This is a genomic window from Syntrophus buswellii, assembly GCF_046097065.1.
In the GTDB taxonomy this organism is placed as follows: domain Bacteria; phylum Desulfobacterota; class Syntrophia; order Syntrophales; family Syntrophaceae; genus Syntrophus; species Syntrophus buswellii.
In genome coordinates, this window is the sequence record NZ_CP175563.1 from 845,632 (window position 1) to 860,476 (window position 14,845).

Annotated in this window: 13 protein-coding genes and 2 pseudogenes; 4 read left to right on the forward strand and 11 right to left on the reverse strand. The window is 54.0% G+C overall.

Going from position 1 to position 14,845, the window contains the following annotated elements; translation table 11 throughout:
• Window positions 1–187: 187 nt before the first annotated feature.
• From ACJ77P_RS03825 to ACJ77P_RS03835, 3 genes are read left to right on the forward strand one after another with little or no spacing between them, the layout of a single operon-like run.
• Entirely contained in the window at window positions 188–751 is a 564-nt protein-coding gene (locus tag ACJ77P_RS03825) for a cysteine hydrolase family protein (RefSeq protein WP_408999017.1), read from the forward strand.
• The gene (locus ACJ77P_RS03830) at window positions 748–1,875 is read left to right on the forward strand and encodes an argininosuccinate synthase domain-containing protein (protein WP_408999018.1); all 1,128 of its coding nucleotides are present in this window, start codon (window positions 748–750) and stop codon (window positions 1,873–1,875) included. Before ACJ77P_RS03825 ends, ACJ77P_RS03830 begins: the two co-directional genes overlap by 4 nt.
• 53 nt (window positions 1,876–1,928) lie before the next feature.
• On the forward strand, window positions 1,929–3,047 hold the full coding sequence (locus ACJ77P_RS03835; protein WP_408999019.1) for an SPASM domain-containing protein: 1,119 nt from the start codon (window positions 1,929–1,931) through the stop codon (window positions 3,045–3,047).
• A gap of 141 nt (window positions 3,048–3,188) precedes the next feature.
• On the opposite strand, the gene ACJ77P_RS03840 is transcribed toward ACJ77P_RS03835, so the two are convergent.
• The 11 genes and pseudogenes from ACJ77P_RS03840 to ACJ77P_RS03890 form a co-directional block, all read right to left on the reverse strand.
• On the reverse strand, window positions 3,189–4,013 hold the full coding sequence (locus ACJ77P_RS03840; protein ID WP_408999020.1) for an energy-coupling factor ABC transporter ATP-binding protein: 825 nt from the start codon (window positions 4,011–4,013) through the stop codon (window positions 3,189–3,191).
• Between the two features lie 9 nt (window positions 4,014–4,022).
• Window positions 4,023–4,952 (reverse strand): energy-coupling factor transporter transmembrane component T family protein, encoded by a 930-nt coding sequence (locus tag ACJ77P_RS03845; protein WP_408999021.1) that lies wholly within the window; start codon window positions 4,950–4,952, stop codon window positions 4,023–4,025.
• Window positions 4,942–5,277 (reverse strand): PDGLE domain-containing protein, encoded by a 336-nt coding sequence (locus ACJ77P_RS03850; RefSeq protein WP_367359586.1) that lies wholly within the window; start codon window positions 5,275–5,277, stop codon window positions 4,942–4,944. Before ACJ77P_RS03850 ends, ACJ77P_RS03845 begins: the two co-directional genes overlap by 11 nt.
• A gap of 1 nt (window position 5,278) precedes the next feature.
• Window positions 5,279–5,965 carry a cobalt transporter CbiM gene (gene cbiM / locus ACJ77P_RS03855; RefSeq protein WP_367359585.1) on the reverse strand — a complete coding sequence of 229 codons (687 nt, stop codon included), beginning with the start codon at window positions 5,963–5,965 and terminating at the stop codon, window positions 5,279–5,281.
• Between the two features lies 1 nt (window position 5,966).
• A complete protein-coding gene (locus ACJ77P_RS03860) occupies window positions 5,967–6,770 on the reverse strand; it encodes a transporter (RefSeq protein WP_408999022.1) in 804 nt (267 codons plus the stop codon).
• Between the two features lie 527 nt (window positions 6,771–7,297).
• Window positions 7,298–8,584: pseudogene (locus tag ACJ77P_RS03865) on the reverse strand (3'-5' exonuclease); the annotation flags it as partial.
• 18 nt (window positions 8,585–8,602) lie between these two features.
• Window positions 8,603–8,950: a nucleotide pyrophosphohydrolase gene (locus tag ACJ77P_RS03870; protein WP_408999023.1), complete on the reverse strand. Its 348-nt coding sequence runs from the start codon at window positions 8,948–8,950 to the stop codon at window positions 8,603–8,605.
• A gap of 15 nt (window positions 8,951–8,965) precedes the next feature.
• The gene (locus ACJ77P_RS03875; protein WP_408999024.1) at window positions 8,966–9,820 is read right to left on the reverse strand and encodes an HNH endonuclease; all 855 of its coding nucleotides are present in this window, start codon (window positions 9,818–9,820) and stop codon (window positions 8,966–8,968) included.
• A 410-nt stretch (window positions 9,821–10,230) separates the two neighbouring features.
• On the reverse strand, window positions 10,231–11,652 hold the full coding sequence (locus ACJ77P_RS03880; protein ID WP_408999025.1) for an RNA-binding domain-containing protein: 1,422 nt from the start codon (window positions 11,650–11,652) through the stop codon (window positions 10,231–10,233).
• Complete coding sequence (locus ACJ77P_RS03885) at window positions 11,639–11,800, reverse strand: hypothetical protein (protein ID WP_408999026.1); 162 nt, start codon at window positions 11,798–11,800, stop codon at window positions 11,639–11,641. Before ACJ77P_RS03885 ends, ACJ77P_RS03880 begins: the two co-directional genes overlap by 14 nt.
• A gap of 261 nt (window positions 11,801–12,061) precedes the next feature.
• Window positions 12,062–13,054 (reverse strand): annotated as a pseudogene (locus ACJ77P_RS03890) (DEAD/DEAH box helicase family protein); the annotation flags it as partial.
• A gap of 279 nt (window positions 13,055–13,333) precedes the next feature.
• Here ACJ77P_RS03890 and ACJ77P_RS03895 point away from each other — a divergent pair.
• Window positions 13,334–14,815 carry a glycosyltransferase family 2 protein gene (locus ACJ77P_RS03895; RefSeq protein WP_408999027.1) on the forward strand — a complete coding sequence of 494 codons (1,482 nt, stop codon included), beginning with the start codon at window positions 13,334–13,336 and terminating at the stop codon, window positions 14,813–14,815.
• Window positions 14,816–14,845: the final 30 nt, after the last annotated feature.

The following is a 14,845-nucleotide window of genomic DNA, read 5'->3' on the forward strand; positions in this document are numbered from 1 at the left end:
GTCTTCTACGGCTAAGTCCTTCTTGTTTATGTCCTGGCGCCGGACCGGTCTGAAAAGGCGATCATGACTGGCCGTTCTTCAGGAGGAGGCCGTTGAAACGGCAAGGGCGGCCATGGTCAAGGTCAAGCATGGGACAACAAAGCCGTCCGATCGTTGCAAAGACTCTGTGCCCTGATAAGGGGGAATCATGAAACAGCCATCATCTGCACTGCTCTGCATTGACCTTCAGAGGGAATATTTTGAAGCCGGACGCCCGCTCCGGGTGCCCGATGGCGCGTCGGCCCTGGCCAATTCCCTCAAGCTGCTTGAGGCGGCCAGGAAAATCGAAATCCCCGTAGTGCATATCCGTCATGTCAGCCTGAAGCCTGGAGCCGTAACGTTTGCACCCGGAAGCAGGTATCTCGAATTTGCCGACGAAGTCTCTTCCCGGGAAGGCGAGCCCATCATCACCAAAACCAAGCCGGGCGCCTTTTATGACACGGATCTCGCCGTCTATTTGAGGTCACGGAACATTGCGCGCTTGTACCTCTGCGGTCTGCTTTCGTTCATGTGCGTGGATACAACGGCCCGCGAGGCTCACGCCCGTGGGTATGAAGTTGTTTTTGTGAGCGACGCCACGGCAGCGCTTCCAATAGGCGATTTGTCGGCAGATGTCGTCCATCAGGTGGTTTGTGCAATCCAGGGCTGGATGTTTTCCACGGTTCTGCGCACCGATGATGCAATAACGTTATTAACAGGAGAGCTGAAGTGACCAAGAAAAAATATCGTGCTGTAGCCTTATACTCCGGCGGGGTCGATTCGACGGTAGCCCCGCTCCTTGCTTTAGAAGATCTTGGCCTCCAACGGGAAGAGATGCTGCTGCTTTACGTCGATTTAGGAGGGTTCGTCAACCGGAAGAGCAGAGCCGAACAACGCGCGAAGGTCCTGGGCCTGGACTTCACCGCCCTTGACGGCCGGGCCGATTTCGCCCGTAATTTTTTATCGGAAGCCATTAGGATGAACGGCTCCTACTGGGGATATCCTCTGATCACGCCACTCTCCCGGGCATACATTGTTGAGGCGGCGGCGGCTTACCTCACGTTTGAGGGTGGTGAAACGCGATACTTGATCAACGGCTGCACGCGATATCAGAATACGCGCTACCGGATCGAGAAACATTGCACCCTCCATCCTCATTTTGTTGCCGTGACGCCCTTTAAATACAGGAATTTGACCCGCCAGGATAAAATAGAAATTCTCCAGCACTATGGCATGACTCCCGGAAAGAGCGCCGGAATCGCCGAGGATGAAAACCTGTGGGGAAGGGCCCTGGAAGGCGGTCCCCTGAACGATCTTGAGGATGTCGAGGCGAAAGGGGTGTTTCATGTCACGCAGGATTTTCGGTCATCGTCTCTTGAGCCCGATCGCATTACCCTGCGTTTTGACGAAGGTCTGCCCGTCGCCATCAATGGGACATCGATGCCCCTGCACGAACTGATCGAACACTGTGCCCTGACCGGTGCGAAGCATGGGGTGGGAAGGATCGTCGTCTTCGAGGACACCATCCCGGAACTGGGATACAAGGAACGCGGTGTTTACGAATCGCCTGCCAGTGCGATTCTTTACAGCGCCCACCAGTTTCTTGAGGATGCCGTCTTCACGCTCTCTGAGCGGAAGCTGAAGCGTCAAATGGATCAGCAATGGGCCGAAATCGTTTACCGGGGGGGATGGTTTGATGCGGATCGCCGTGAGCTTTCAGGTCTTGCCCGCAGCTTCCAGGCCAAATTATCCGGAGATGTTACCCTCGAGGTATTCCTCGGACACGTCCGGATCATGAATGCCGTTGTTCCAAACTGCGGGATCCTGGGCCCACAGGCAATCGCAGGCCACGATTAATCGGGCTCAAGCATCCGTTCTTCGGCCCGGGACAAGAAGAAAAGAAGAAGACCATGAGAAAACAGACGGAACATGCCGAAAAATTGGAGAGGATGTATTCCCTGAAGAATGGGCGAGTGCAGGGAACCGGCCGCTGGGCGAAATTCCCTCTCTTCTGGTTCCACTTGTTCATGTCCTATAAGTGTACGAGGCGATGTGAATACTGTTATGCCTTCAACCAGGTCGGCGATGAAGATCCGCTGGAGATGGACGAAAAAACCTTTTCACGATTGCTGGAGTGGATTCCGGAAGTCTGGAAGGTAAACAATATCAAGGTTAATTCCGTTATTTTTCTCGGCGGAGAACCCCTGTTGAGAACGGACAGGATCAGGAAAGTCATGGACTCCGTCTTTGAAAGGACGGATGGCATGCAGGCATCTCTCTATACAAACGGGGACCTCGTGGATTCCGTCGATTGGGCGGACCTGGAAGACATCCAGTATATGATCACAAATGCCGCGGACACCCCGATCCAGGAACTGTCGCGAAGGATGAAAGTCATCGGGGATCGATCCAATGTGATTGGTCAGACAGTCGTTGCTACATTGGATGATTACAATCTGGAGAGACTTCTGGAGCTGTCAAGATTCGGCGTTGAGAATGGATACCGTTTACGGTACCAACGGGATATGTTCCGGGGATCGGACCCGGCATACAGAGCAAGATTGTTAAAGAGATACCATGAATTGTGTGACTTGCTGGAAGAGTGCATTCTCAGGGGATACGATGTCAAAACGACCTTCCTGCTGGATTTCCTGATTCCGGAATGGGAAATCGAGTCTTCTCCTTACGGTTGCGGGAGAAGGCTCGTAACCGTCCATCCTGACGGGACGGTTACGTCCTGTATCCGGGAACATTCCCATATATCGGGGACCATCTTTGAACCGGATCCTTTAAAAGCCATCCAATGTTCCCTCTATTACTACGACGTCTCGGAACCGGACATTCCCGGAGAGTGCCGGCAGTGCGAATTCAAAACGGTCTGCCAGGGAGGATGTCCGCACGACAAATTGCTCTTGAGCGGTACAAGGGCAGGAAAATCCGTTCTCTGTGAGATACACAGGGAAATTATTCCCAGGCTGAGGCACTTGAGGCAATTACGCAGAGAACGGGTTTCGTCAGGCTGCGCTTGAGTGCTTTGGGGCCTGTGAGAGAAATCTCAAGACGCACTTGAATCGCTATGCCCGGGATCTCTGCCGGGTGCACCCCAAGCCGGGACAAATGCCTCCGTATTACCTCCTCTCTTCATCAACAGCATGATATGATATGAACATTCAGTCTTCTGTTTCTGGATGCCTGTGCCAGGCATAATGGGAATGGCGGTGGATGTGCGTGGTTTTCCCGTGGAAGTGTATGTGCTCGTGGATGAGATTCACCTTCAGCAGCAGATCCTCGTCCCGGAGTATGTCATCGGCGAAGCCGATCGTTTCGATATGGTGATCTTCGGAGAGGACGGCCACGGTGGGCTGGAATTCAGAAACAAGGGCCAGATCATGGGTACTGATCAGGATCGTTTTGCCCGCCTGGCTGAGTTCAAAGATCAGCTCGGTCAGAAGGCACTGTGTCCTTGGATCGAGACCGCTGGCTGGTTCGTCGAGAAGAAGAACCTGCGGATTCATGGTAAGAACGGAGCCGAAGGCGACCCGCTTTTTTTCCCCCCCGGACAGCATGTAGGGCGGCCTGTCCTTGAGGCCTTCAAGGTCGAGCATTTTCATGATCTCGTCAGCTCGGTCTTTTGATTCTCCTTTTTCAAGTCCCAGCTGCATGGGGCCGAAAATCAGCTCGTCAAAGACGGTGGGACAGAAAAGCTGCACATCGGAATCCTGAAAAAGATATCCCACCCCTGCCCGGAAAAAACGAAGGAAATCCCTGTTCCTCAGGGTTCTTTCCGATACTTCCCGTTCCTGAAAAGTTACGGTGCCCCGGTCAGGGTAAAGGAGGCCGCTCATGATGCGCAGGAGGGTCGACTTTCCAGAGCCGTTTGCCCCAATGACCGCGTATCTTCCCCCTCCGTTGATGCCGAGACTGACGTCCACCAGGGCTGGAATCGTATCCTGGTAACGGTAGCTGATATTTTTCACGGCAAGAATATCGCCCATAACACATCTTTAAATAATCAGAAGTAACATTCCGGGGAAAAACAAAAGAACGGTCCAGGCCAGATCGGCGCACTCAAGTTTTCGCGGGGCATAGAGCTTGATCTCTCCGGTAAACCCTCGAGAAAGCATGGCGGAAAAGACCTCTTCGCAACGTCCTTTCGTCCTGCGAAAAAGAAAGGCCATCCGTCCCGCCACCCAGTCTCTCGCCTCACGGGAATCATTGTTGATAAGCTTGCTCTTCCTGGCGAGATGGAGATCTTCCATGACCTTCGCGAAGATGAGAATGTACTGATAGGAAAGGGCTATAATCAGAAGAAAAAGATCCGGCACCTTCAGGCTCTTCAGGGCACGAATCATCTCGGAAAAGGGCGTCGTGTAAATAACCAGAAAGGACAGGGAGAGAGAATTGAAGACCCGGAGGGTCAGCATCGATGTGCCTTCCAGTCCCTGCCGGGTTATGCCGACGGTTTTCGGAAGGCACCAGGCGAAAAAACAGCGTTCTTCTGGAAAATCGACCAGGGGAAGGAGGATCTCGCCGGGCGTAATGACATTCAGGCACGAGGGCAGGGCCACGAGGAATCCGAACAGAAAGCTCAGAAGCAAAACCCGACGGTAGAAGGACCACAGGTCAAGACGGGACAATCCGGCAAGCATCAGGATCAAAAGGGCGATGCCGACCTCGGGAAGGAGACTCTGTTTGATGCTTATCAGAACGACAAAAAAAAGGAGGAAAAATAACTTGACCCGGGCGTCCAGTTTCTGGAAAAACCCTTTCCTGCGCGCCGTATCCCACTGTACGAAGGTCGTTTTAAGGAGGGCGGCGCAGCCCGCTAGCCCTTTGTCCAGGAATGTCGCCCCAGATGCGGATTTGGTTCCGGGAGAGTCTGCCGGATACGGACGCGGCGGACTGAGCAGGAAAGGAGGAAGTTTACCTGGCACGCCGGAAAATCCCCCTGGAAAGGAGATAGATCACCGTAGCGCACAGAAGGATGCCCAGAAGTCCCGAAAGGATGTAGGCAAGAATCTGCATGCCCGCAGACGCTCCATCTCCCCAGAAGTTGTAGTCGGGGATGGGGGCTTTCCATAGCTCCGCATCGTTCCGCAGCCCTTCGGGTACATAGCCGAGAAGCTGCCGGAGGGTGTCCGTGCCCCATTCCCCCCAGGCATCCCCGGCGTTGAACGTTTCGGGGAGGATAATGCCGATCGGCGAAAGAAAGGCAAGAACGATCAGGCTGATCCAGAGTTTTTTCTGCCCTTTTTCCATGTCAACCCTCCTTTACACGCAGGGCGTAAATCTGGGCCGGTTCATTCTTCAGGAAATATCGAAGGAGCAGCACCGTGACAACCCCTTCGATGATACTGAACAAAAGCAGATGTTCAAGCGCCATCGCCGGAACGGCAATGGATAATGGGTACGGGGCATAAAGAGGCCTGCCATCCGGGCTGGAAGCGATAAGCGGTTGAATGCCGAATTCTACGGCCGTAACGATTGCGGCCACCGAAAGCCCCACGTAACCGGAAAAAAAGGCAGCCAGGGACGTGCGGGTCCCGGAGCCTGTTTTGCCGTTGATCAGTTTGAACATCCCGTAGGAAACAAAGGGCATGATCACCGCCATGTTGAAGCAGTTCGCTCCGATGGCCGTGATGCCGCCATCGCCGAAGACAATTGCCTGGAGAATGAGGACGACGGAAACGGCGATCACCGCCGTCCAGGGGCCAAGAAAAAGGGCGATAATCCCGGCTCCCACGGCATGTCCCGTGGTCCCTCCCGGAACGGGGACATTGAACATCATGATCAGAAAGGAAAAGGCCGCCGCCATGGCCAGGTAAGGAACCTGTTTCGTCGATACTTCCTTCTTGACTTTTTTCAAAGAAACGGACCAGAAGGCAAGGGACACGCCCCAGAGGGGAACATAGGTCTGTGGGCTCAAATATCCGTCAGGAATATGCAATTTAAAACCTCCAGGTGACGCCGCCACGGACGGAGATATCCGTTTCAGCATCCGTCAGGCCGCCTTTGATCCCCAGACCGATATCAACATTCTCGCGAGGCGAATAGATGAAGCCACCGAGGATATAGGCCGGATCGACGGAGGAACAGCGGTAGGGATTTTTCTCCATACCTAGATCGCCAACGAATTTTAAATATTTGAAAATGTCATAACTTGATGCCAGCGAAACGTGCCATAAATTCTTCCTCTCATCCGTCTTGTTTTCGTTCCGGATGTAGGCCAGATTCAAATGGAAGGCCCAAGGAGCTGCCTCTCTGGAAGTGAGAAGAAAAAGATAACCGTTTGCTCTCCCCGGACCCAGTCCTTTTTCCTCATCACCGGTGGGAAGGGTCAAACCGGGCTTCAGGGCCAGGCTGAAGCCCTCCCTATCGAAAAATCGCCACTTCAATTCCAGGGAAAGATCGGCGAGTCCCTGCTCTTTTTCTGTACACCCGCCTTCTTTTTCTCTCCCAAACTCATAAGGAACGGAAAGCACAATATCAACAGGATCGAAAATTCCATAGGTGAAGGATGCCGTGAAATCCTCCGTATTCTCTTTGGCTCCGTCGTCCTTGTCATAACCGTATTCTCCGAGAACTTCCAGCTGGAACTTCCCCTTGCCCTGGGTGCCCGTATCATCGGTGACCAGAGGAATTGCGGCAGAAGCGATTGGCGTCAATCCGGTCAGGTACGTTAGTGAGATCAAAAGATAGAGGGGAAAGAATTTATTCGACATTCGCAAAAAAGCCTGCAGAAGCTCATTCATAAGACATTTCTCTTGTCCGTGATTATCAAGGTTGTGACCTGGAAAAAAGTGCTACCAGTCGATCAAAAAAACTGCAGTTATGATTTCTGCAAGAGTACGTTTCTTTTCCTTTGCCCCAGCAGCCATATATTGAGTTTCAACAAGAGAATTCTCCAGCATTTGCCCTATGATTTAAGTCTTCTTTACATGTCTTGGTGCTACTATAATAATTTTAGTAATACGTAGCAAGTTCTTTGGAGATTGTCAAATTTTTTGAAAATCCTTTTTTTGATGTCCTCTTTATGAATTCGAGAACTTTATACATCCTGGTCGAAAAAAGGATGGATCACCTCGGAGGCGGCATAACTGGCCAGGAAGTTGGCGGAGGGTTTCATCAATGGCTGAGGATCAAATGACCTCCCTGAAAAGAATAACGGCCTACAACAAAGGAGAGAGCATCGACCGTTTGCCCTGCAATCCCAATATCGCCAATGGCGCCGCCCGGGTAACCGGCTGCAAGGTATCCCAATTCAAAAACAACAAAAAACTCACATCCTCAGATCATCAAGGAATTCCGACGCTGGAGCAACGCTCGTCACGAGGAGATGATCCCGGGCGCGGGTGCAGGCGACATAGAGCAGGTGCCGCTCCGTGTTGTAGACCTCTTCCAGATCCGTGTCATCGGCCACTGCCTCAATCCGTTCCTGGAGGGGAACGATTTCGTCATCACAGGCCATCACGGCAACGGCCCTGAATTCCAGGCCCTTCGCCAGGTGCATCGTACTGATCGAGACATAGCCACCCGTCGTTTCGACTTTGTCATCAAGAATCTTGAATGGCAGCCCAGCCGTTTCGACAGCCCGACGGCCCCGATCCAACTCCGCAGCCGAACGAACAAAAACGCCGATTTCATGAGGCGCCATCCCCTCACCGATCCGCTCGATCATCCATCCCCCGACCCCTTTGATTTCGTCCTCCTGGCTGTCGAAGATCGTGATGGCCGGTTTCGGCCCGTTGAAGACGGAAACGATACCGCGCCGCTCTTCCGTGTTCCCGTCCACGTCGGATAACTCGGGTCCAAGGAGGCGGTCAGCCTGCATGCGGATCTGGTGTGACGTCCGGTAGTTGATCCGCAGGGTCCGGGACCGCCCCCGGATATCGACGCCCAGCGCCTTCCAGGAAAAGGGTTGCTGGAAGATTCGCTGGCCCAGGTCGCCGGCGAAGAAAAGGCTGTTTGGCCGTCCAGTTCCGAGGGCGGCGATAAACCGCAATGGTTGGATGCCCATATCCTGAGCCTCATCGACCACGACAAAGTCGAAGGGCGGTTTCCGACCGTGTCCAAAATGGGCGGCGACACGGTTGAACATGCCGGCCATCGTGACCAGATTTCCGCTCTTCAGGGACGATTGCACTCCTTCGAAAATCGACCAGAGGACGGCGCGCTGCTTCTCCGGCAGACGCGTTTTCCGGCCCAGACGACGGGCGTCGCGGTAAGCCTCCCAGGAATCCAGCTGCCAGGCATCAACCACGTCCTCCCACTCCATCATCAGAAAATGGCGTGTAAATTTGTGCCCCCCGACTGCGCCGGCGGCTTCTTCGAGAAACTGACGGATCTTTTCCCGTGAGGCAATCTGCGGGTGTCCGATGTTCAACTCGTGGAGCCGCAAGCCGATTTCGTTCAGGGCATGGATCTCCAGACGCTCGCCGAGGCGCGGTTCGTGGTGGATCAGACGCCTCAATTTCGTTTTCAGGGCATGAGCCAGGGTTTCGGAGAAGGTGGTGAGCAGAACAGGGACATCCTTGATTGACTTGGGCCATAAAGATGCCAAGTGCAGGGGAGAAAATCACCACCCTTATTTCAACCGGTTATATTTAGTCGAAATCCCTTTTGAAGTCTTGACAGGATATTTCTCCCGATTCATTTCAAGCTTTTTTCGAACCGCTTCCTCAACGCAAATGTTAAGGTCGTGACACAGATACATAAGCAATATGGCCACATCGGCTATTTCGCTCTCGACTTCAGCTTTTTGCTGCTCAACGATGTTTGCAATTTCGGAATCACGAGACCATCGGAAAATATCAAGCAATTCGGCGGCTTCAACGCACAAAGCCGAGCTAAGATTGCGGGTGGTATGAAATTGTTCCCAATCTCTTTCTCGGCGAAATGTAATCAATGCGTCCAGAAGTGTTGCTGAAATCATGAATCATCCTTTCTATTATGACTGAAATCTATTCCGATAATGCCAATCTAGGCGATCCGGATCGGGACGCATCGATGGATGTGTCGGTACGATGGTTAGGGGGCTGTTATCGAGACGATAGTAGACTTTGCCATTAAACCATTCCTCTCGGATCCTTGGGCTGACTCTGACTCGAAGATCTGGTGTAACACTGACCAGGCCTGCATCAAAAAGCCGATGAAAGTCAGCACGGAGCAGGAGCCCATTACGGACGTCATGTGTGCCTTCTTCCGAATAGGGAACGATGTGTGCCGCCTCCAAAACCATTAATGTTCTCTCGCCTGTAATGGCACAGCGTCGCTGGTAGGCATCCGTGACTAAAACCCGGAAAGAAGACTGTCCGAGTCTTGGTCTGATTTCAACCGTAGAACCATATTTTGCACCCTGCTCTGCAACCAGAGTCACCGTATTGATTTTACTTGATTCAAAGGGATATAATGAAATGTGTTGCTGAACTTTGCGCCATATCGTTGCACCGGCGTTTTCGGTCGTATCATACATTTTCCCACGCACAATATTTGACGACCAATCGGGGAGGTCTGTAATCCATCCACCTGGTTCAATGAAAAAAGGATTTGCCAAAACAGTGCATCCAATTGGATCATCTCTTCGTCTACTAGAAGCCAATGGAGCGATTAGTGCGCGAAGTTCGTCAAGCGAGAGACACCCGTTCTTCTGTCCAAACACATCCCAAGCCAAGCTCAGGGGTAGTGAGCTGTAAGTAACAAAAAATCCCCCACCAGCAATATGGTTGTGAGGCCGTTTGAGTTTGAACAGAAAAGGGAGACCGATGGTGCACCTTTGAAGGGTGGCATACCGCTTGGTTGCCAAAAATTCACCTCATCCGGACGTGCTTGTGAAAGGAATTGATACCATTTGTTATCAGTGACCCCAACCCAAAACTTCATTTAAGAACCTCAATTGGTCAACATCATATAATCGTTGGAATAATTACAAATAAGTTAAATTGTCCCCTTGAACAACACTTGCTTTATCAAAGCAAGGACAACGAAGTCGGACCAGACCTACCTTTTCTGCGCCACACCAGTTGCGGGTCGAGGTCGCGGCCGTCCTTTACCCGCTCCAGTCCGGAGGAGCCGCGCTCATAGGCAACGCGGACGGGTCTCTATTCCTCCTTTTGCATCACTGACTGGTATTCGGCGGTGGGGCTGTTCTTCCGCCGGGCCGCCTCGTGGGTAATAGATTCGATGGATTTTACACTTTCCTTCTTGGCCATGTGCTTATCCTTCACTCTTTTCAATAACTTCCCAATGTCCGCCCTTGGCCGGCCCGACGCGGCGGAGGAGGCCATCCTGGCGTAACTTCGAAATCTGTTTTTCCACTCCCCTCGTCGTCATGCCAAGAGCTTCGGCCAGTTCCGGAATGGTCATTTTTGGCCTTTCTGAAAGAGAGATGAGGATTTGTTCCTCTGTTTTCCCCGAACTTTTCCCCGAACTTTTCGGTGGACCGGTGAGTTCTTCCGAACCCGCCACCGCTTTCCGGTGAACCGTGGCGGTGAACAGGCAGCCTTCCCGATCGTCGGTAAAGTCGATATCCGGCCATTCTTCCAGCGCCCGTTTGATCCCCGAGCCGAGTCCGTGATAGGGCAAAAGCCCCTTGGCCACAAACGAAACCAGGATTGGGTTGCGGATATTGGACATCCCTGTCCGGATCTTCTCCACCGTAAGGTTGTTGGGCAGGTGACCGGGGCTGATGATCTCGATGCGGTTGTCGAAGATGAAAAGGCGAATGGTGGCGCTGACCAGATAGTCCCGGTGGATCAGGGCGTTGACCAGCAACTCCTCGAAAACCGCCTCCGGGATCTCCGGCAGTCCCGGGGCATTGACGCCGCGGCCGCCCTGTACCTTGTGCAGGTTGCGCATGACAAAGGCCAGGGAATTCTCGAACACCTTGCGCAGGGGGCCGGAAAAATCCTCCGTATCGACGTAGTCGCTGACGTGGATCTCGTTTCCCGGATAACGGATCGCCTTCACGACAAACTGGGGCTTGATCCACTCCGGACGTTCGGCAAAGAGGAGTACCCCGGCCAGATTCAGCATGCCTCCCTCGGTGGCGAGATTCATGTTCTGCAGGAGCCGCAGCCTTTCGGCAGGCGAGTCCGGATAGTCCAGCTTGTAGAAATCGCGCAGAAAGTCGCGAAAGCGCAGCTTATCGATTTTCTCTATTCCTGCTTTGGTGGGCAGCTCGTCGGCATGGCATTGGTCGGAGAGCTGGAAGAGTCGGCGCAATTCTTCCTTGGAATTGATCCGCCGTTTATTGGCGCCGTTTTTCAGCCAGATGACGCCGTTTTTATCAAAGTAGGGTTTGTCGACTCCGTTGGGGACGGTTAACGCAATGATGAGTCGCCCATTGGGAAGCTGGATGTTTTCCGTCTGAACGGTAAGCGGGCTTCGCACATGCTGGCTGGCCGCATTGCTGATGAGCTGGTTGATCCGAACGATATCCTCACGCGACAGACCGGGCGTGGAACCGTCGTCTGCCACGCCGATGAGAATCGTCCCGCCTTCCGAATTGGCAAAGGCCGCCATCTCCGAGGCCAGGGAATCGACATTCTTCACCGTGACCTTGAACTGACGGGAGCTGTCTTCTCCCAGGGCTATGCCGGCAAGCAGGTCGTCACGCTTCATTTCACCCTTTCCCATGTGTTACGCCTTCGATCATCCGGTTGAACTCGGCCTCGACCTTGGCCTCGAAGTCGGTCTCCATCCGATAGACGTCGGAAAATTCGGCGAAGGCCCACCGGCTATACCGGCCGGAGTGGTTGACGCCGGGCACCCAGTAGGGTTCCATGGTCGATTTCTTTATTTTGGCGTCCTCCCGGCGGTGATGTGCTCACAGGCCATGTCGGCCAGTTCCTGGGTAAAGCAACTGGGCGGGATAAGTGCCTCCCTTGCAGACCAGGCAGTTGTCCAGCCAATCTTTGGTGATCCGCTTCAACTGGCCGAAGAGATGCAGTTTCGGCTCCTCGCCGGGATCGCGGGACTTGGTGTAAAGCAGGTGCTTGGTGACATGGAACAGCAGCGTGGAGCGGCGAAGATCCCCCGTATGGATCAGGTCCGCCCCTTCCGCATTTTCGGGTTTGGCGCGATAGCAGTGATGGGCCTCGTCGTTGAAGACGAGGATGTTCTTCATTCCCATCAGATCGGGCATGACCCGCTGAATCATCTGGCCTTCCGTTTCCAGCGTGTCCAGTGCCGCGCCCTGCCGCCCCTGGAGGAGCAGGCGGCCGCCTTTCGAGAGTTCCACCCGTTCACGGAGCTTGAAGGCGTGGAAGTTCGTGATCACAATCTTGGCCCGTTCCAGATCGGCCAGCATATCGGCCGGAACAAGTTCGCGGCTCTGGTAATAGCTGTCCGGATCGTTCGGCCGGAGGACGCGGAGCCGATCGCGGATCGTCAGGCCAGGCGTGACAACCAGAAAGGCGCGGGTAAACTTCCGGCTGTTGGGGCGGCGGACGGCATTGATCGTCTGCCAGGCGATCAGCATGGCCATGACGGCGGTCTTGCCCGTACCCGTGGCCAGCTTCAGGGCCAGGCGCATCAGGTCCGGATTGGCGCTGTGATTGGCGTCGGCCAGATGATCCAGAAATCTTTTTCCGGCCTTTCCGGCGGTGGGGGCGACCTCCGTCAGCCAGATGGCCGTCTCGACTGCCTCCACCTGGCAGAAAAAAGGGCGGATGTTGCTGAAGGGATGATGTCGCCAATGCTTGAGCAGACGGGCGGTTTCAGGCGTCACCTGCCAGTCGTTCGGGTTCGGCAGGCTGCACCACTCGTCCACGCGGCTTCGGAGGAGATTGATGATCGGCGTGGGGTCATACTGCTGGTCCTGGGTGGAGAGTCCTTTGCCTTCGTCGAAGACGAGATCCGCTTGGGCTGCGGCGGCCTTGCGTTTCCGGGGTTTGGGGATGGGAGTGATGTATTCCGCCTTCCGGCGTCTCTCGATAATCTGCTGGGTCGGCTGGCCCTGATCATCAAGTTCCCAGTGCCGGGAAGGGTATGCATAGGGGGAGTTGAGAATAGGCTGTTCGAAGAATCGATTGTCCATGGTTAGCCTGTCTCCTGCCTGGAATAGCGCTCTTTTAAGAGCAGTGGAAGAAATCGATGGCACTTGATACACCAATTCTAAAAAACTAGCAAGATATCATGGCATTATGATGAAAAAGATTCGGTGATCGACGGAATTCATGAGAGGTAAAGAAGAGAGAGGAAGAAGAATCCTGTCTTGCTGAAGACTGTCTGATGAGATATAAGCGCAGGTTGAGAGTTCTGGATAACCGCTGTCCAGATGCTTTATCATGACTTTTCTCTCGAGGAGTATTGCCTGGTGGCTGTTTTGACTGTTCTTCTTCAAATGCCGGACATCCGGGATGCGGACGAACCGGTGCTGCGTCTTTTGGTCGAGTCCCCTCTTGTCGAGACCATCTGGATCTCTTCCCGATCTTCGGGTCGGCAATTGGCTTTCCCAAAGTGCCGGACTGCTCCGCGGGAAGACCTCAACTCCGGCGATGCCCTGAATTCCCTGCTCAGCAGGATCGATACCCCCTGGCTTCTTGTGATCCCAGATGCCCTGGGTTTGGACATACCCCCGTCGTCCCTGGAGCGCCTGCTGGAGGTCGGCGGACTGACCGGGGCTGGTCTGGTGTATGCGGATTTCCGGGAACGGAGGAAAGACGGGCATATGGTGGATCACCCTCTGTTGGATTATCAGTTGGGTAGCATCCGGGACACCTTTGATTTCGGCCCACTGATGCTCTTTTCCGTCCCGGCGATTTCCCAGGCCCTGAATTCCCGGGGGGCGATTTCCTCTCTGAATACGGCAGGGCTCTACGACCTTCGGTTGAAACTGTCCCTCAACTCCGCTTTCTTCCACCTTCAGGAATTTCTCTGTACCCGTGCGGAAATCGATGACCGCAGCAGCGGTGAAAAACTCTTCGATTACGTTCGAGCCGATCAGCAGGAGATACAGCGGGAATTGGAATCTGTGGCGACGGCCCATCTGAAGGGTCTCGGTGCTTATCTCGCTCCTGAATTCGAAATGCCACCCCCGAGCCTTCAGGATTTTCCTGTGGAAGCCAGCGTCGTCATCCCCGTGCGCAACAGGAAGAGGACCATTCTCGAAGCCGTGAACAGCGCCCTTTCCCAGAAAACGGATTTTCCTTTTAATGTCATTGTTATGGACAACTTTTCTTCCGACGGGACCAGCGAACTTCTGGCCGAGCGGGCAAAGGATTGTCCCGGGCTGAAGCATCGCCTTCCGGAACGGCTCGATCTGGACATCGGCGGCTGCTGGAACGCCGCCATAGGAGATCCTGCGTGCGGACGCTATGCCGTCCAGCTCGATTCAGACGACCTTTACAGCCGTCCCGATGCCCTGCAGCAGATGGTGGACCTCCTGCGGACCGGTCGCCATGCCATGGTCATAGGAGCTTACACTCTGGTCAATGAACGACTTGAGGAAATTCCTCCCGGCAAGATCGACCATCGGGAATGGACATGGGAAAACGGCCGCAACAACGCCCTGCGGATCAACGGTCTCGGTGCGCCGCGGGCCTTTTGTACGGAGCTGCTCCGAAAGATCCCCTTCCTCAATGTTGGATACGGAGAGGATTACGCCTTGGCCCTGCGCCTTTCCCGGCAGTATTCGATCGGAAGAATTTACGAAAGTCTGTATCTCTGCCGCCGCTGGACGGACAATACCGATTCCGCCCTGCCCATTGAGAAGGTCAACCGAAACGACCTCTTCAAGGATCGAATCCGGACCCTGGAAATTCTGGCCCGGCAGCGAAGGAACCGGGAACTCCCGTGACGCCCCTTTCGGTTGCAGGGAAAAAAGATC

Coding starts and splice junctions, on each gene's coding strand:
- ACJ77P_RS03825 (WP_408999017.1), top strand. CDS start 188: ATGAAACAGCCATCATCTGCACTGCTCTGCATTGACCTTCAGAGGGAA.
- ACJ77P_RS03835 (WP_408999019.1), top strand. CDS start 1,929: ATGAGAAAACAGACGGAACATGCCGAAAAATTGGAGAGGATGTATTCC.
- ACJ77P_RS03840 (WP_408999020.1), bottom strand. CDS start 4,013: ATGGGCGATATTCTTGCCGTGAAAAATATCAGCTACCGTTACCAGGAT.
- ACJ77P_RS03850 (WP_367359586.1), bottom strand. CDS start 5,277: ATGGAAAAAGGGCAGAAAAAACTCTGGATCAGCCTGATCGTTCTTGCC.
- ACJ77P_RS03860 (WP_408999022.1), bottom strand. CDS start 6,770: ATGAATGAGCTTCTGCAGGCTTTTTTGCGAATGTCGAATAAATTCTTT.
- ACJ77P_RS03870 (WP_408999023.1), bottom strand. CDS start 8,950: ATGATTTCAGCAACACTTCTGGACGCATTGATTACATTTCGCCGAGAA.
- ACJ77P_RS03880 (WP_408999025.1), bottom strand. CDS start 11,652: ATGGGAAAGGGTGAAATGAAGCGTGACGACCTGCTTGCCGGCATAGCC.
- ACJ77P_RS03885 (WP_408999026.1), bottom strand. CDS start 11,800: ATGGAACCCTACTGGGTGCCCGGCGTCAACCACTCCGGCCGGTATAGC.